This is a genomic window from Providencia rettgeri (assembly GCF_013702265.1).
In the GTDB taxonomy this organism is placed as follows: Bacteria; Pseudomonadota; Gammaproteobacteria; order Enterobacterales; family Enterobacteriaceae; genus Providencia; species Providencia zhijiangensis.
In genome coordinates, this window is sequence record NZ_CP059348.1 from 2,661,020 (window position 1) to 2,679,173 (window position 18,154).

The 18,154-nt window shown below is 45.2% G+C and carries 11 protein-coding genes; all 11 read right to left on the minus strand.

Going from position 1 to position 18,154, the window contains the following annotated elements; genetic code table 11:
• Positions 1-82 precede the first annotated feature (82 nt).
• Complete coding sequence (rluF, locus tag H0913_RS12215; RefSeq protein ID WP_154602681.1) at positions 83-961, minus strand: 23S rRNA pseudouridine(2604) synthase RluF; 879 nt, start codon at positions 959-961, stop codon at positions 83-85.
• Between the two features lie 127 nt (positions 962-1,088).
• The gene (der, locus tag H0913_RS12220) at positions 1,089-2,567 is read right to left on the minus strand and encodes a ribosome biogenesis GTPase Der (RefSeq protein ID WP_181477331.1); all 1,479 of its coding nucleotides are present in this window, start codon (positions 2,565-2,567) and stop codon (positions 1,089-1,091) included.
• 129 nt (positions 2,568-2,696) lie between these two features.
• A complete protein-coding gene (gene bamB, locus H0913_RS12225; protein WP_154602679.1) occupies positions 2,697-3,869 on the minus strand; it encodes an outer membrane protein assembly factor BamB in 1,173 nt (390 codons plus the stop codon).
• Between the two features lie 21 nt (positions 3,870-3,890).
• A complete protein-coding gene (locus H0913_RS12230; protein WP_181477332.1) occupies positions 3,891-4,514 on the minus strand; it encodes a YfgM family protein in 624 nt (207 codons plus the stop codon).
• A 10-nt stretch (positions 4,515-4,524) separates the two neighbouring features.
• Positions 4,525-5,802 carry a histidine--tRNA ligase gene (hisS, locus tag H0913_RS12235; protein WP_181477333.1) on the minus strand — a complete coding sequence of 426 codons (1,278 nt, stop codon included), beginning with the start codon at positions 5,800-5,802 and terminating at the stop codon, positions 4,525-4,527.
• Positions 5,803-6,015: 213 nt separating this feature from the next.
• Positions 6,016-7,137 carry a flavodoxin-dependent (E)-4-hydroxy-3-methylbut-2-enyl-diphosphate synthase gene (gene ispG / locus H0913_RS12240; RefSeq protein ID WP_036949502.1) on the minus strand — a complete coding sequence of 374 codons (1,122 nt, stop codon included), beginning with the start codon at positions 7,135-7,137 and terminating at the stop codon, positions 6,016-6,018.
• 178 nt (positions 7,138-7,315) lie between these two features.
• Complete coding sequence (gene rodZ, locus H0913_RS12245; RefSeq protein WP_154602678.1) at positions 7,316-8,266, minus strand: cytoskeleton protein RodZ; 951 nt, start codon at positions 8,264-8,266, stop codon at positions 7,316-7,318.
• A gap of 229 nt (positions 8,267-8,495) precedes the next feature.
• On the minus strand, positions 8,496-9,641 hold the full coding sequence (locus H0913_RS12250; RefSeq protein WP_420720246.1) for a bifunctional tRNA (adenosine(37)-C2)-methyltransferase TrmG/ribosomal RNA large subunit methyltransferase RlmN: 1,146 nt from the start codon (positions 9,639-9,641) through the stop codon (positions 8,496-8,498).
• 225 nt (positions 9,642-9,866) lie between these two features.
• Complete coding sequence (ndk, locus tag H0913_RS12255; RefSeq protein WP_006658631.1) at positions 9,867-10,292, minus strand: nucleoside-diphosphate kinase; 426 nt, start codon at positions 10,290-10,292, stop codon at positions 9,867-9,869.
• Positions 10,293-10,580: 288 nt separating this feature from the next.
• Entirely contained in the window at positions 10,581-12,902 is a 2,322-nt protein-coding gene (gene pbpC / locus H0913_RS12260; RefSeq protein ID WP_181477334.1) for a peptidoglycan glycosyltransferase PbpC, read from the minus strand.
• A 112-nt stretch (positions 12,903-13,014) separates the two neighbouring features.
• On the minus strand, positions 13,015-18,054 hold the full coding sequence (locus H0913_RS12265; protein ID WP_181477335.1) for an alpha-2-macroglobulin family protein: 5,040 nt from the start codon (positions 18,052-18,054) through the stop codon (positions 13,015-13,017).
• Between the last annotated feature and the right edge of the window lie 100 nt (positions 18,055-18,154).

Here is an 18,154-nt window from a genome sequence, read left to right on the forward strand (position 1 = left end):
AAGGCCAAGTACACACGAGTTTTTGGTAACTCATCCTCAGCCTTTTCTCACTTCAATATCTTTTATTTCGTCATTTACCCAATTAACGTTTTTTCTTTTTACGTCCTGGCTGGGTAAATTTCTTTTTCGGCGGTTCCGCATTTGCTTTCGGCTTTTGGCTACCCGCGCCTTGTTTTCCCGTTGTTTTCCCGCTACCGCTACGTGCTTGAGGTTTCGCCGCTTTTTTAGGTTTAACATCGGACTCTGATTTTTCAATCAAATTAAACAGCTCGATAAGCTCATCATCGGTTAAGTCGCGCCACTCTCCCACAGGAATGCCCGTGAGCCTCACATTCATGATCCGCACGCGTTCTAATTTCGTGACTTCGTAACCAAAATGTTCAGTCATACGACGAATTTGACGGTTTAAACCTTGAACCAGTGTAATACGGAAAACAAACGGCGCCTCTTTTTTGACTTTACATTTCTTCGTCATGGTACCGAGAATTGGCACTCCCGCGCCCATGCCACGAATGAATTCATCGGTCACTGGCTTGTTCACTGTGACGATGTACTCTTTTTCGTGATCATTACCTGCACGTAAGATTTTATTCACTAAGTCGCCGTGGTTCGTCAGGAAGATCAAACCTTGAGAATCTTTATCTAAGCGGCCAATCGGGAAAATGCGGGTACTATGGTTGACATAATCCACAATATTATCTTTTTCGCCGCTTTCGGTGGTACTGACAATCCCAACAGGTTTGTTCAACGCTATCAAGACTAAATCTTCTTCGTTGCGTGGCTCAATTAACTGCCCATTGACCTTCACCACGTCTCCAGCAGAAACTTGGTCGCCAATGCCTGCGCGTTTACCGTTAATGAACACATTGCCTTGCTCAATATAACGATCAGCCTCACGTCTAGAGCAGATACCGCTCTCGCTAATGTATTTATTCAGGCGTGTGGTTGAATTGATTTCCATGGTTTTCCTCAGTCATTAAAACAACTTAAATTTTAGGGCTGTGGCGAGCTAACAAATAATAGTAAAAAGCCGTAACAACCTAATCGGGTTACGGCTTTAGTCTGTTTATCGCGCTAACAGTTGGCGATTAACGTTTTTTCAAGTGCTGCATCAGACGTTTACGTTTACGTAATTGGGTTGGCGTCAGTTTATTTTTCTTATCCGCATAAGGGTTTTCACCCTCTTTAAACAGAATACGAATTGGTGTTCCCATCACATTTAATGAACGACGGAAATAGTTCATTAAATAACGTTTATAGCTATCTGGTAAATCAGAAACTTGGTTACCGTGGATCACAACGATTGGTGGGTTATGCCCCCCCGCATGTGCATATTTCATCTTCACACGGCGACCACGGATCAATGGTGGCTGATGTTCATCTTCCGCCATTTTCATAATGCGCGTTAACAGCGCTGTACCAACACGACGAGTCGCGGACTCATACGCTTCTTGTACAGATTCAAACAAGTTACCTACACCGCTACCATGCAGTGCAGAGATAAAGTGAATACGGGCAAAATCCACAAAGCCAAGACGCAGTTCCAGCATATCTTTGACATGCTCGCGATCTTCCGGCTTCATGCCATCCCATTTATTCACTGCAATAACTAATGAACGGCCTGCGTTCAAAATGAATCCTAGTAACGATAAATCTTGGTCAGAGATACCTTCGCGAGCATCGATAACCAGTAAGACGACGTTAGCATCTTCGATTGCTTGTAGAGTTTTGATAACTGAGAATTTTTCTACAGTTTCAGTCACTTTACCGCGCTTACGCACCCCAGCGGTATCGATGAGAATATATTCACGCTCATCACGCTCCATTGGGATATAAATACTGTCACGGGTGGTGCCCGGCATATCAAAGACGACCACGCGGTCTTCACCAAGAATACGGTTAGTCAGGGTGGATTTGCCCACATTTGGGCGCCCTACGATAGCCAGTTTGATAGGTAACGTGCTTGGGTCGAAATCATCTTCTTCGTCTTCTGGGAACTCACCTTCCGCTTCCATCTCAGCCCAGTAGGCCGCGTTAGCTTCTTCATCAGTGAGCTCGACTTCTTCGTCTTCAACCTCAATAAAAGGTTTTAAAGAGTGCTCAATTAACTGAGTGACACCGCGACCATGAGAAGCAGCAATAGGGTAAATTTCCCCAAGACCCAGTGAATAGAAATCACCAACAACAATATTGGCATCAATACCATCCGTTTTGTTGGCAACTAAATACGTTTTTTTCTTGCGGCTACGTAAGTGCTTAGCGATGCCTTCATCAGCGGGCATTAAACCTGCTCTTGCATCTACCATGAAGAGAACAACGTCCGCTTCTTCAATCGCTTGAAGCGACTGAGCCGCCATATGGGTTTCTACGCCCTCTTCTGTACCATCGATACCACCAGTGTCGATAATAATAAATTCGTGCCCTTCAACTTCTGCACGACCATATTTACGATCACGGGTCAGACCGGGAAAGTCCGCTACAAGTGCGTCACGGGTACGGGTTAATCGGTTAAATAACGTGGATTTTCCTACGTTTGGACGCCCAACCAGCGCTACGACGGGTATCATTCTTCAGTGCCTCACAACTTTAATTAACTAATAGAATTCTGAGGCTAAACTCAGAAAACAAAAAAACGAAACGGCCCCTGTATTCAGGAACCGTTTATTTTATCGATAAATTGTCTGCTTGTCAGAAAATTAACGTGTTAACAGGTAAACTGTTCCGTTTCTTGTCTGAACCATCAGTTTATCACTCGCAATCACTGGGCGACTGTGGATCCCTGAACTGTTCAGTTTATTTTGAGCCACAAAGCCACCTGTGCTGGTATCTAACCAGTGCAGATAACCTTCTTTGTCACCTACAACAATATAGCCGTTATAGACTTCTGGTGCAGATAATCCACGGTTCAGTAACTGATCTTGAGTCCATAATGTCACGCCGTCGCTCTTACGAACAGCTAGCACACGGTCGGTTTGGTCAACTAAATACAGGGTATCGCCCGATAGCACCATATCATTGATGGAGCCTAAATCACGCTTCCATAACATTTGGCCAGAACGCATGTCCAGCGCCGCTAATGTGCCGTTATAAGCAATCGCGTACACTTTGCCATCATCAATCACAGGCGTCATATCTACATCGTTCAGACGACCAATTTCTGTTGAGCTGGTGACTAAAGAGATACGTTGTTGCCAAATCAATTGACCTTGAGACAGCAGGACTGCACTCACTCGACCGTTATCACCACCAACGATAGCCGCACCGAATGCAACCGCAGGCGCAGACTCACCGCGTAATGACAGTGATGGCGTATCCATATTCACTGTCCACTTAATCGCGCCTGTCGCTGTATCCAGTGCTTGTAATTGACCATTGCTCGTATGGATAACCACCATGTCGCCACTCACGACAGGCTTGGACAAGGCTTCGCCTGCCACTTCCACATCCCACAATACTTCACCATTTTCTTTATTTAGCGCAATAACTGTACCACGCTCAGTACCGATGAAAATTTTGTCATCAGAAATGGTCAAGCCACCAGACAGTAACGCAGATAAATTGGCAGAAAGAAAACCAGTACGTTTTGATAAATCGACAGACCACAGTTCTTTACCGCTATCAAGTTCTAGCGCTTTAACTAAGCCTTTACGATCTGCAGCGTAAATTGCTGAACCATCCCACACAGGAGAAAGTTCAGAATAGAACTGCTCAACACCATTACCGACGGATTTATCCCAAACAATAGAAGGTGTAAATTGATTCTCAACCTGTGGTAATGGCGCCATCACAATAGAATCAGTTTCGCTGGAACAACCGGCAAGTAAAGCTGAAGCAACCAGGCCTACCAAAAGAGTTTTGCGCAACTGCATAGTGTGTCGTTTCCTTTCTTCTTATGAATTAGATACGTTGTTCAATTTCAGAGTCAAAATACCTCTGAGTGATTGAGAACCTTCACTTTCTAACCCCTGAGTGTATGCAGCTTTAGCGCCGGATTTATCACCCTTATGGAGTAAAGCATCCCCACGAACATCCTGTGCCGTAGCTTGCCATGACTTACCTTGGATCTTAGCAACAGAAGCGATTGCCGCATCTGCATTACCGAGTGCAAGTTGGATACGCGCTAAACGCAGGTTAATCACATCTTGCAAATCAACGGTTTTTGCTTTCGCTAATGCGTCAGTCAGTGCTTTCTCAGCACCTGCTAAATCGCCTTTATCAGCAAAAACTTGCGCCAGTTCCAGCCCAGTCATTGAACTGTAAACGTCGTTAGTTTCTGCTGCAAATTTTTGTGCAGCTTGAATACCTTCCGCTGAACCTGAGCGTAACTGAGTATTGACGGCTTCGTATTTTGCTGCACTTTCTTGCAACACATTCGACTTGTGTGATTGCCAATAGTTCCAACCAAACACACCACCGACACCAATAACCAGTCCAACCACTAAAGCAACGCCGTTGTTAGCGAAAAAACGTTTGATCGCTTCAACTTGATCTTGTTCGTTTGTATAGACTTCCACTTGTCTCTCCTTAACCTAACAGCGTGGCGATACGCGATGCCATTAGTTGCTGTGAAATAGTTTCTTGCTCACCAGTACGTAAATCTTTCAACGTCACTTGGCTATTATTGATTTCGTCCTCGCCTAAGATCAGAGCAATTTTTGCCCCTTGCTTATCGGCACGCGCGAGCTGTTTCTTAAAGTTACCGCCGCCGTGGTTAGTCATTAAACGCAGAGTTGGCAGTTCATCACGCACTTTTTCTGCAACTAACAATGCAGCTTGTTGGCTGTTTTCACCAAAAGAAGCCAGATACACATCAGCAACGGAGGTATCTGCGGTGAACTCTGGGTTCACTTCTTGAACCAGCAGAACCATACGCTCCATACCCATTGCAAAGCCAACTGCAGGTGTTGCACGACCGCCCAATTGTTCTACCAGACCATCATAACGACCACCCGCACAGACCGTACCTTGAGAACCTAGCGCAGTTGTCACCCACTCAAATACAGTGCGGTTATAATAGTCTAAACCACGCACTAAGCGTTGGTTAACGCGGTACTTAATGCCCGCGTTATCTAATAATGTGCACAGACCATCAAAGTGTTCGCGAGATTCCGCATCCAGATAGTCAAACAGCGCTGGCGCATCATTTAATAATGCTTGAACATCTTGGTTTTTAGAATCCAGTACGCGCAGAGGATTGCTATACATACGACGTTTGCAATCTTCATCCAGCTTATCTTTGTGCTGCTCAAGGAAAGCGACCAGCGCATCACGATAATTTGCACGCGCTTCTAGTGAACCAATTGAGTTGAGCTCCAGCGTGACATGCTCGCTGATCCCAAGCGCACGCCACCAGCGCGCGGTCATTAAGATCACTTCCGCATCAATGTCAGGGCCAGCCAGACCAAAAACTTCAGCACCTAGCTGATGGAATTGGCGATAACGGCCTTTCTGTGGGCGCTCATAACGGAACATTGGCCCTAAATACCATAAGCGCTGTTCCTGATTGTACAGCAAACCATGCTCAATACCGGCACGGACGCAACCTGCGGTATTTTCTGGGCGCAGTGTGAGGCTCTCTTCATTACGGTCGTTGAAGGTATACATCTCTTTTTCAACAACGTCAGTCACTTCACCAATCGCCCGTTTAAATAACGGGGTCTGCTCTACAATCGGGGTACGAATTTCGCTAAAACCATAACCCTGTAAAATATTTTTCAATGTTGCTTCGATTTTTTGCCACACTCGAGTATCTGCTGGCAAGTAGTCATTCATGCCTCGGATGGCTTGGATATTTTTTCCCACTTTATTTCTCTATTTTCAGAATTACATAAGGTCGATTATAAGAGCGAAATGTCATCAGGTTCAATCAACAAACTACAAATCCACAGTGGAATCGGGAATTATCTGTTGATTTTGGTCGCTATGGCGTAATTTTAAGAAAAAATGACCGCGATTAACACTGCTAATCACGGTGATAAATAAAAAACTGACTCATGATGAGCCAGTTTCTAAATATTATTTATCTATCTGATTAACATTTATTCGCATGCTTTCGTCTAGCATTGCCGCTTTGGCTCGAATTTTAGCTTCTAGCTGATCAATGATATTGTCATTATCAAAGCGCTCTTTTTGACGAATACCATCTTCGTAGAATCCACTCTTGGTTTTCGCACCCGCGACACCCAATGTAGACACTTCAGCTTCACCAGGACCATTCACAACACAACCGATGATAGACACATCCATTGGCGTGATAATGTCTTCAAGTCGTTGCTCTAACGCGTTCACCGTGCCAATCACGTCAAATTCTTGGCGTGAGCATGTTGGGCAAGCAATAAAGTTAATACCGCGGGAACGAATACGCAGTGATTTCAGAATATCGAAGCCCACTTTCACTTCTTCTACTGGATCCGCGGCAAGCGAAATACGCAATGTATCCCCGATACCTTCAGAGAGCAGCATACCTAAACCGATAGCTGATTTCACGGAACCTGAGCGCGCACCGCCCGCTTCAGTAATACCTAGATGAAGTGGTTGGTCAATTTTTTGAGCTAGCAGACGATAAGAGCCCACTGCAAGGAATACATCAGAGGCTTTCACACTGACTTTAAATTGATCAAAGTTCAATCTATCCAAAATGTCCACATGGCGCATGGCTGATTCAACCAATGCTTCAGGTGTCGGTTCACCGTATTTTTCTTGAATATCTTTTTCCAGCGAGCCGCCGTTCACACCAATACGAATAGGGATATTGTAATGACGAGCGCAATCAACTACTTGGCGAATTCGCTCTTCGCTACCAATATTTCCCGGGTTGATACGCAGGCAATCAACACCGTATTCCGCCACTTTTAGGGCAATACGGTAGTCAAAGTGAATATCAGCGACCAGAGGGACATCAACTTGCTGTTTGATTAATTTAAAGGCTTCTGCGGCATCCATCGTAGGTACTGATACGCGCACAATATCCACCCCAACACGTTCAAGGGCTTTAATTTGGCGAACAGTTGCTTCGACATCGGTTGTACGGGTATTGGTCATTGATTGAACAGCGATTGGTGCGCCGTCGCCAACAGGAACATTACCGACATAAATACGGGTGGATTTGCGTCTTTTGATTGGTGATTCGTTATGCATTTTTGTTTAATTCTCCGAACATCCATGTGCTCATTTTAATACCATGGCGCTCTTTAATATCATGGCATAGTGTATGGTCATTGCTTTAACGCGCCTCACTATACACAAGAAAGCAAACTATAAACTATCACAAAGAGTGTTTTAGGATATAGTTTGCTTCTTTAATTTCGTAATCTTTTTATGCTTCTGGCAACTTAAATTTAGCAGAACGTTTTGCTTTGATGAAACGGCTTAAATCAACGTCTTTACCTTGGAATTGCACAGTCACATTGGCTGGTGCACCAATGTTTAAACGATAAGGTTGTGCACCATCAAGCTCTAATTTATCGCCGCCATTCTTCATGCCGCTAAATAAAACTTTATTGTTTGCGTCACGAATTTCTAACCAGCATTGACCCGAGAAACTTAACGTTAAACCATTACCTGTTGCGGCTGGCATATCCGTTGTTTGAGAAGCATCTGCTTGGGCTCTGTCTACGGAAGGCGTTGTTTGCGGCGCATTTGGCAGCGGGATCGTTCTCACACCTTCTGCGTCGGTATTCGTTGCTGGTTGAGTGTCGGTCAATACAGGTGCAGGATCAACCAGCGGATCGGTTTGCGCAGCGCTATTGTCAGTGACAAGTGGCATATCAACTGCAATATTATTTACGGGTTCGCTATTACTTTGTTGAACCAACGCTTCATTTTGGTTCGCCATGGTTAATAGGTCTTTCTGTTGAGCATTATGGTCTTGCCACCACCAAATACCCACCATCGCGATAAGCACAATGACGATCAGCCACGTCAATTTCATTAGCCAACCTTCGCGTTTTTTACGCTTTTTGCCTAATGAGTAGCTTTGCATTGGGGAAACATTGGGAGACTGTGCGGGAACATCACTTTTTAAGAATGGGGCAATATCGTTTTCAGTAATTCCGACCATTCGTGCATACAGACGAATATAACCACGTAAAAATGTCGGCTCTACGCCTGTAGGATGAATATCTTGTTCTATTTCCTTTACCGTACTCACTTTAAGACACAGTCGCTCCGCAACCGTTTCTTGCGTTAGTCCCATACGCTCACGCGCTCGGGATAATAATTGTCCTACAGTGATAGAAGTTTGTTCGGTATTATTTTCGATAGTCATTAGCTGGCAACACTGTTTCCAAGTTTAATAAATATAAAGCAGACTTCATGCCACTTTACCCGTCTGAGCACGTTATAGTTTTCAACAACATAGTTTCCAATAACATTGTTTTTAACAACGATAGATATTATATGCCGCTTTAACTATTGTAGGCGAACCAGGGCGTTTTGCCTAACCATAAAACGCCCCGAATTATAACCTAACTCACTGATTAGATATTATCTATATATCAGACTGATTTTACCTGGATAGGTTCCCCAGCAAGGCGTTTTTTCAAGGTACGTTTCGTTCTATCAATAACATCCCCTGCCAGTTGCCCACATGCAGCATCAATATCATCACCACGAGTCTTGCGAACTATAGTCGTAAAACCGTACTCCATCAATACCTTAGAGAAACGATCAATACGGCTGTTGGAGCTACGACCATATGGCGCTCCTGGGAACGGGTTCCATGGGATCAAGTTGATTTTGCTTGGTGTGTTTTTCAAACATTCCGCAAGTTGGTGAGCTTGCTCAACGCTATCGTTAATATGATCAAGCATCACATATTCAACCGTGACACGTCCCGCATTGGCATTGGATTTCGTTAAATAACGATTCACGCTAGCTAAGAATGTTTCGATATTATATTTCTTATTGATTGGTACGATATCATCACGCACATCATCCGTTGGTGCGTGCAGAGAAATGGCCAGCGCGACATCAATCATATCGCCTAACTTATCCAGTGCAGGAACAACACCTGAAGTGGAAATGGTCACGCGGCGTTTTGACAGACCGAAACCAAAATCATCTAACATGATCTCCATCGCAGGAACCACGTTATTTAAGTTCAATAACGGCTCTCCCATCCCCATCATCACCACGTTGGTGATAGGACGGCGACCGCTAGATTTCAGCGAACCGATGATTTTAGCCGCACGCCAAACTTGCCCGATGATTTCGGAAACACGTAAGTTACGGTTAAAACCTTGCTGCGCGGTAGAACAGAATTTACATTCCAGTGCACAGCCAACTTGAGAAGAGACACACAGTGTTGCGCGATCAGCTTCAGGGATATACACCGTTTCAACCAGTTGATCGCCAACTTTGATAGCCCACTTAATCGTGCCATCGGATGAACGTTGTTCATCAGCAACTTCAGGTGCTCGGATCTCAGCGACTTCTGTTAATTTCGCGCGCAGCACCTTGTTGATATCAGTCATTTGCTCGAAATCATCGTAGCAATAGTGGTAAATCCACTTCATCACTTGGTCTGCACGGAACGGTTTTTCGCCGAGCTCAGCAAAAAATTCGCGCATCTGCTTGCGGTTTAAATCTAGCAGGTTAATTTTTTGACCGCTTTTTTCTAGCTGCCCATTTTTTTCTGGCATAGCAGATACAGCAGAAGGAGTTGCACATTGTGCATTGGTAGTCATATCAGACATTGAGTTTGCCTCGTTATTACACTTTCGGCAGTGCGAAAAGCACGACGTAAATTGGGATTGCGATTAGTCGGGAAGACTAAAAAATAAATCACCCTGTTAACGCGATGATTAACAGGGCGACATATTGTACAAATATTATAACAATAATGCTAATGCATTATTGAGAACGCCTTAGCGTGGGCAGATTTCGTCAGCAGCGAAGAAATAGGCGATTTCACGTGCAGCAGACTCTTCTGAATCTGAACCGTGAGTTGCGTTTTCAGTGAAGCTGTCTGCATAATCAGCACGTAAAGTACCTGCTAATGCGTTGTCTGGGTTAGTTGCGCCCATCAGGTCACGGTGACGTTGGATTGCGTTTTCGCCTTCTAACACTTGTAACATGATTGGACCAGAAGTCATGAATTCAACCAGACCATCAAAGAAAGGACGACCTTTGTGCTCAGCGTAGAAGCCTTCAGCTTGTTCACGAGTCAGGTGCATCATTTTAGCCGCAACGATTTTGAAGCCTGCGCTTTCAAAACGGTTGTAAATTGCACCGATTACGTTTTTCTTAACTGCGTTTGGTTTGATGATAGAAAATGTACGTTGAACAGCCATAAATAACCTCTTAGCGATTGACTTGACTTTTACTCTTTATTCTCTGCTTTGTTTCTCTTATTTAACCCAATGTTTCCACTAGGATTTCAAGAGTGGCATATGAAGAACCAAGAATATGTGCCTGTTGTAGTTTTTTATATTGTTTCTATTCCTGATGTTAGGAAGCAGAAAAATAGGGCGTTGATTATAGGGGCTTGGATTACAATTTCCTACAGTCACATCAACATTTTGTTAATCTTTTTATAGCAAAAAATTCTAGATTTTTAATTAAGTCATCGTTTTATGCTATTACTTTACCTTAAAGTTGATAGCTGTAACCTGTCCGCTCATATCTAAGACCGATATTTGGTAGTTTCCACTTTTTTCGAGCGTCAGCAAAATTGCCCCATTTTGCTCTGTATTGTTCACTTGCTCACCGTTTAAAAACCACCATTTTTGCCCTTGTCCACCTTGCGTGAGTAAACGCAGGTCTAAACTGGTTTTTCCAGGTAAGCGCTGGAGAACCTCCCCTTCGCGGATCCCTGAAATTAAGAGTGGCGGCATTTCAAGATTTAACGGCGGACAAGCTGTATCCGGCTTAGGCAGTCGATTTACCCGTTTTTCACTTGCAGGCAGCCATGACTCTACGGTAATCGGCCATAAATGGATCTCTTTTTCTTGGGCATTTGGGCAATCTGGCGCAACTTGTAGCCCCTGCTCATTCACCCATACTTTTTGCCTGAGTCCAAGAGAGGATTCTTGATCCCGAGCCATGAGTGTTGGTGGGATCGTATTGTCTAAAATCCAGCTCAAACGGCGCTGGCGACAATTACTATCTTCTTTCAGTAATGAGGTTCCCCCCGGCCAGCAGATCACGGCTTGGCTAACACTTGCTGGCCTTGAATCTTTAGGAAGCACTTCGCGAGATTGATAAATTCGCGTCAGCAGCATGTTATTCACTTGGTTCATAATTGGGATCGCTGTGGCATAGCCGAGCTGCCCTGCAACAGGTGTCGCATCAGGGCGACCAACCCAAACGCCGATAGTATAACGAGGGTTTACACCAATCGCCCAAGCATCGCGGTAGCCGTAGCTGGTACCTGTTTTCCATGCAAGATTTGGCTGTCCCGATAAGTTAGCATCAGGGACTGGACGGGCTTCTCCTGCCATAATCCGGCGAACAATCCACGCGGCACCCGGCGACATCAACTTGCGGTCGCGGATCACATCTGTCGGTCGATAACGCAGTGGAGAAACTTCACCTTGGCGAGCAAATGCACTGTAAGCTGATACTAAGTCTTCCATTCGTGCCGCCGTTCCCCCGAGGATCAACGACAAGTTAGGTTCTCCGCCAACTGGGAAACGCAGTTCTGTGCCCACATTACGTAATTGAGCGGCAAAACGCTTACTGCCATAGACATCCAGCAGTTGCACAACAGGCAAGTTTAATGAGCGCACTAACGCATCACTTACACTAACAGGGCCATTAAAGCCGCTATCAAAGTTACCGGGGCGATAATCATTAAACCGACGAGGCACATCTTGTAACAGTGACTCGGCGTGGATCAAGCCGTCATCCATGGCCAGCGCATATAAAAATGGCTTGAGTGTTGAGCCGGGCGAGCGCCATGCACTGATCATATCCACGTGACCAAAGCGACTATCATCCTGAAAATCAATCGATCCGATATAGGCTTTCACGCTCATATCTGTATGATCAACCACCAGCAATCCTAAAGAAGTCTGCTTGGGTAATTGGTTTTTCCAGTTCATCGCCATATCTTCGAGCTGCTTTTGCAGGCTAGCATCAATGGTGGTTTCCACGATGGATTCTTGAGAATCTTTGATCATCCGGCGAGCCAGTAATGGCGCTAAATGCGGATTTTTACGTGGTGCAAGCCAGATTTGCTCTTGCTTAATTTCATTGACTTTTTCAGTACTCCAAACTTGGTATTCAGCCAATCTGTCGAGTACCTTATCTCGTGCTGCTTGCGCCCGTTCTGGGTATCTATCAGGTCTTAAACGACTTGGCGCTTGGGGTAAAACCGCAAACAATGCCGCTTCACTTGCCGTCAATTTTGCAGGAGATTTATTCAAATAAACCCAGCTAGCCGCCCCAATACCCTCAATCGTGCCCCCATAAGGCGCACGGTTAAGATACATTTCGAGGATTTCATCTTTGGAATAGTGATATTCCAACTGTGCGGTACGCCATAACTGTTTGAGTTTTCCGCCAAACGTACGCTCATGTGGGTCAATCAGCCTTGCCACCTGCATTGAGATGGTGCTGCCCCCAGAGACAATGCGCCCAGAGCTCACTAACTGCCCAGCAGCACGCATTAATGAAAATGGGTTAACCCCCGGATGCTGGTAAAAATGGCGATCTTCATAGGTTAATAACGCGTCAATATATTCTGGCGAGACCTCATCCAATTTAACGGGGAAACGCCAAATTCCTTCTTTATCGGCAAAGCGCCATAACGGAGTCCCATCCCCCGCGACGACCGTGCGTGCCATCTCAATTTGCTTGATTGGCAGCGGCCAAATTTTATCTGCGGCTAAAAAGGCCAGTGGCAATACCACGACCAAAACCAGTAGCGTCCACCCAATGCGACGTAGCCATCTCTTCATTCGTCAATATACCGAGAGTTATTATTTGTTTTTATGATACTAAAAAAAGAGGGAAACACACGCTTCCCTCTTTATCTTCATCTAGTTCAATGATTCTCTAATTTAATATTAATTAACGAACCACTTCCAACTGACCATCGGAGTAACCCGTTGCACGCCACTCTGGCACATACATGGATTCCACCTGTGGTACTGGTTTGTTATATACACCCGGCGTTACCGCGCGAGCTAAGTAAACCAGTGTAGTTGGACGATATTGTTGAACTTCTACTGCCGCAACAAAACGGTCATCACGGTATTCCATGTGACGAATTTGCGACTGCTGCATATCATCAATCATCTCTTGTAGATTTGGCGCAGATTCACTGAGGTTCGCGCTGCTATTGGCTAAGTTTTGGTTTTCCAACTCTAAGCCCGCAGGTAATAAATCCACCACCAGTGCATCAGGGACAGTTTGGTTGGCATTCACTTCCAACTTCACCACCACCATTTCGCCGCTTCTTAATCTATCGATTGAAATACGGTTGCCTTTCATATCGTAGTAACTGCGTTTGATATCCAGCACATTTGAGTATGGCTTCGGTGAACGCATCGGATAACCGACAACATTCAAGCGAGTATACAGTGTGCTGGTACCGCTGTTTTCAACACTATAACCATTTACTAGCTGTTGTTTCGTTAAGAACTCACTCACTGGTTTCTCTGAAACTAATGGTGGCTCTTGACCATTTACTAGCGCTTTCCATGGTGTTTCTGTCTCATTGGCATAGAAACGACCCGCTAAGTACAGGGCATTGCTCTCTTGAGTTGAGAAATACTTCTGCGAAGTCAGGTTGTTAGACAGCGTTTGCAGTTTTTGGTCACGGGATTTTGGCATTAAGTTATATTCATTCAGTAATGCCACGATCATCGCATCATCACGAATCGCTGAGCCGTAATCACCAATGCTGCTATAACGTGCGCTCTGTTTCTTCATACCATCAATAATGGCACTTTCACCACGCGCTTTATCACCCATCAGGTTTAATGCCACACCCAGTTGAACTAACGCTAAACCGCTGGTCGCATTGTTAGCTTGACCATAGATTTGACGCAGTGCTCCTAATGGCGCTTTTTGCTGAGTTGCTAACACTAAGCCCGCATAGGCTTGGATCGCAAAACGGGATGCGTCTGGCTGATCCGTGTACGGATAACTCACTTGGCTACCATCTTGCAGATAACTTAACAGGCGTGCGTTAGCGTTATTCAATGCACTTTGCGGTACCGAGAAACCACGCTGATTCGCTTTGTTTAAGAAATCCGTCGCATACGCGGTTAACCAATACTCTTCACGCCCCATTTTATCCCATAGAGAGAAGCTACCGTCATCACGCTGCATACTCAGTAAGTGTGGGATCCCTAACTCAATCGCTTTATGGCGGTCTGCGTCAGTTTGTGAATTAATACCCAGCTTTTGCAGTTCAGCTTGTGTAGAGAACAGTGACGGATACAGCCCGCTCACGGTTTGCTCTAAACAGCCGTATGGATACGCAAACAGTTCACGAATATAACGTGAAATTTGCAGTGGTGGACGGCTCGTTAACAGAACTTGTCCTTCCAGAGTATCTTGCTGTAAATAAGCAAAATCATTGGTTGGTAATGACCAAATTTCACCCGGCTCAATCGCGGTAGCAAATGCCACAGTTTCAGCCGGTTGTGCTGGGCGTACACCCACTTTCCAACTGTTTTTGTACTCTTTCTCCGCTTCCCCTTCGACTTTTACGCCGTTGATGGTCATGGAGACTTCACCTTCACCAAAGCCATAATCGGCACTGACTGGCAGCGTCACTGTAGTACGTTTGCCTTTGGTCAGTTCGATATCACGAGTTGGTGCGCCGTCTAATTTCACCATACCCGACGATTTAAATGTGACTGTCACATTCTGCGTGTTGTCGGTCATGTTGGTAAGATCTAACGCGAAGTAAGATTTATCGCCACTCGCCATAAAGCGAGGCATCGACATTTGCGTCACTAATGGTGCCGCAACAACAACCTTACTGTCTGCATGACCAAAATCTTTTTGGTTCCATGCCTGCGCCATTAAGCGTAATTCCCCATTAAAATCAGGGATTGCCAGCGTAATTTCGCCTTCGCCATTTTTGTCTAAGATGACTGGTTGCGCTTGTTCCGCAATGATTTGCACCTCAGTCAGAGGCTTCATACCACCACGTTCCAGAGCAGCATCTTCACCATCACCACCAAAGCGCAGGTTGGCTAACTTACCTTGACCTTCAATTAAGTGACCATACACATCATATTGGTCAACGCTGTAGCGTTTACGCCCAAAGAAAGCATCGTATGGATCTGGTGTTTTGAAATCAGTGATATTCAGGACGCCCGTATCGACCGCAGACAGCAATACGTTCACTTTTTCTGGCAGTGGCTTGCCATCTTGAGCAGTGGCTTTGATCTTCACTTTCAGATCTTCATTTGGACGCATTTTTGTTGGTGCATTCAGCGCCAATGAAATCTTACGATTTTCATCAGCTAGCGGCAGATGTAATACCCCAACAGCGCGTTTAACAGTCGCCTCTTTGGAGTCATCTCCAGGACGAACAACCACCGCAGAGATATATAAATCATGGCGCGCCCACTCTTTATTCACTGGCACTTCCACATCTAACCCACCCGCTGGGACATCAATTTCCTGCCACCATAATGGTGCACTGCTCGATTCAAGCAGAATGTAACCTTTACCTGCTTTTGGCGCTTCGATGCGGACTTTAGCTTTTTCACCCGGTAAGTATGCTGGCTTGTTCAAGCTTAATTTCACTTGGTCAGGGCGAACGGAACCGCTGCCTCCGGTATTATCTTGCCAAGAGAAGCCTGCCCAGAATTGAATGCTACTGACTAACTCATTTTCAGGGTTGGTAATTTCTAAACGGAATGAACCCCAATCCACTGGGAACGAGATCTTCGCGGTGCCATCTTTGGCGATAGAAATATTTTCATTCGCCACCACTAAATCTTTCTGATCGTAGTTAGAAACCCAACCACCGCTTTCTGACCAGCTCCAGTAGTAATCGCGACGTTCGTACACTAAACGCGCCGTCAGGTTTTCTGCGGCCAGTTTATGCCCTGCCATATCTGACATGACAATTTCAAACTCAGCTAATGAATTTTCATCGACGTTATAACGCTTCGCGTAGCGGTCTGTACGGTAATCGTAGATCTCTTTTTTCTCAAAGAGAGGACGAATACCCACCAGCTTTTTCGCTGGCCAAATCGCTTGCTCAGCACGGCGAGTCACTGGGCGACCACCTGCCTCTAATAAGCTAGCTTGCAGAACTGCCGTAATCGGAGAGCGTGTTGATTCCCAGTTGCTTTGCGGCAAGGAGATCACGGTTTCACCGCTACCATCTAAGGTTAAATCAAACTCATCCAGTTTACGCGGTAAGCCTTCTTCATTCGTCGCACCGAATTCAAAGCCCGGCAATTTCGCAACCGCTTCACGATTAGCTTTCAGCAACACTTGCCCTTGCAACTGATTATCCGCTGCTGGGGCGCCGTAGAGGTAACGACCTTTAATGTCAAAGTCAACGGGCTGCGAACTTAATACCGGCTTCTCACTGCCTGTAATATCCAGCGCCATGCGCTCTGGCATAAAATCTTCAACATTAAATTTGTAATAACGTTGTGGTGAACCATCACCTAAATCAAAACGCAGTGACCAGCCACCCGTTTCAGCATTTTTCGGGATCTCTAGCTGATACTGGTACAGGCCATCTTGTTTCTCATCCCCTTGCCATACAAAGCTCTTGTAGACTTGACCATCGGTCTTTAAGACATCCACTTTGACCGGCTGAGATTTCACTGGCTGGCCATCACCATCACGCAATAAACCATTCACTAGCAGTAATTCGCCCGGACGATATAAATCACGAGGGCCGAATACAAAGAACTGTTTTGCATAGCCTGAAGGGCCTGAAATATCAAACTCAGACAGGTCTAATGCTGGCTGAGTCAGGTCAATCATACTGGTTTGCCCTTCGTGGGTTGCCAGTAATAATTTGCCGCCAGCCAGTTTGTCTAACTGGGCATGACCGTCACCATCCGTGGTGCCTTTGGTGACTAATTGGCCTTTCTCATCCAAAATACGCAGCTCAACGCCTTTAATCGCCGAACCTTTGGCTAATGATTGAGTGAAAATATCCACACGATCATGGTAGCTATGTAATGACACGCCGATATCACTGAGTGTGAATACAGTCGCAGGGAATTGATAACTGTAGCTACCCGCTTTTTGCATGATCGCTAAATAAACGCCATCTTGCTGCAGCTCTTTGATATCTTTTAATGGCAACAGAATGGATTGGCGGGTATTTTTATCTGGGTTTAAATCGAAACGCCCTGTGTAGGCTAATTCGACTTTGTCGAGGAATTCATCGGAATACCAATATTCATAGTTACTGCGGTATTGCCACATCGCGAGGAATTGCGGTAATTGCTTTTCATCGACGCGGAAAAAATTCACGTCGATTTTATCCACGTTCAGCGCAATCACTGGCAAGCCTTGTGCAACTTTGCTTGGTAGCAAAGAGCCTTTACTTGCGAAGCCAACGGTTGGAATAATTTGTGCCGTCTGGAATTTCTTCTCAAAGCTGTTGTTAATGGTGCGTTCGTTGACCGCTTTCACTCCCGGATTAACCGAAAGGTTTAATTCTTTTGATGGCGGTAAATGGCGGAAACGTAATTCCATCTGATTATCAGATAGTTCCCAATCTCCATCCAGCTTGCCTGATTTTACATCCACCAAATTCAGATACTGACCAAAATTTTGATTCGGTTGTAAAGGCACCGAGAACGTCACGACCATGGCGCTCGCACCATCTAGCTGCAATTCTGAGGCATCCAAAATTTCCAGATCTTTCCCGGCATATTTCTTCACTAACTCTTCATTGGAAAGCTTAGGTGCAGCCTGTTTTTGTTCTGCAACGGGTGCCGTTTTAGTACTCGTTTCTGCCGCCGAGGTGGAGACATTACTCTCTTTTTTCGTGGTATCGTCAGTATTATCGCAGCCCGCTAATGCCATAACGGACGCTAAGGCTAATGCTACATAACGCTTTTTCGTTTTTAGACCCGCCAATGAAGTCCAACTTGATTGTTGTTTCATTACCGCCCCATCCCTTATTAAGTTAATTTATTATGTTCATGAAGCCCAAGAAAACCCTTGAACTTAAATACGTTGCGATGATTGAGCTTAGTGTGTAATC

Excerpts from the sequence above, each read along its gene's own strand:
- bamB (WP_154602679.1), bottom strand. The coding sequence starts at position 3,869 with ATGCAGTTGCGCAAAACTCTTTTGGTAGGCCTGGTTGCTTCAGCTTTA.
- rodZ (WP_154602678.1), bottom strand. The coding sequence starts at position 8,266 with ATGACTATCGAAAATAATACCGAACAAACTTCTATCACTGTAGGACAA.
- rluF (WP_154602681.1), bottom strand. The coding sequence starts at position 961 with ATGGAAATCAATTCAACCACACGCCTGAATAAATACATTAGCGAGAGC.
- pbpC (WP_181477334.1), bottom strand. The coding sequence starts at position 12,902 with ATGAAGAGATGGCTACGTCGCATTGGGTGGACGCTACTGGTTTTGGTC.
- ndk (WP_006658631.1), bottom strand. The coding sequence starts at position 10,292 with ATGGCTGTTCAACGTACATTTTCTATCATCAAACCAAACGCAGTTAAG.
- der (WP_181477331.1), bottom strand. The coding sequence starts at position 2,567 with ATGATACCCGTCGTAGCGCTGGTTGGGCGTCCAAACGTAGGAAAATCC.
- ispG (WP_036949502.1), bottom strand. The coding sequence starts at position 7,137 with ATGCATAACGAATCACCAATCAAAAGACGCAAATCCACCCGTATTTAT.
- H0913_RS12250 (WP_420720246.1), bottom strand. The coding sequence starts at position 9,641 with ATGCCAGAAAAAAATGGGCAGCTAGAAAAAAGCGGTCAAAAAATTAAC.
- H0913_RS12265 (WP_181477335.1), bottom strand. The coding sequence starts at position 18,054 with ATGAAACAACAATCAAGTTGGACTTCATTGGCGGGTCTAAAAACGAAA.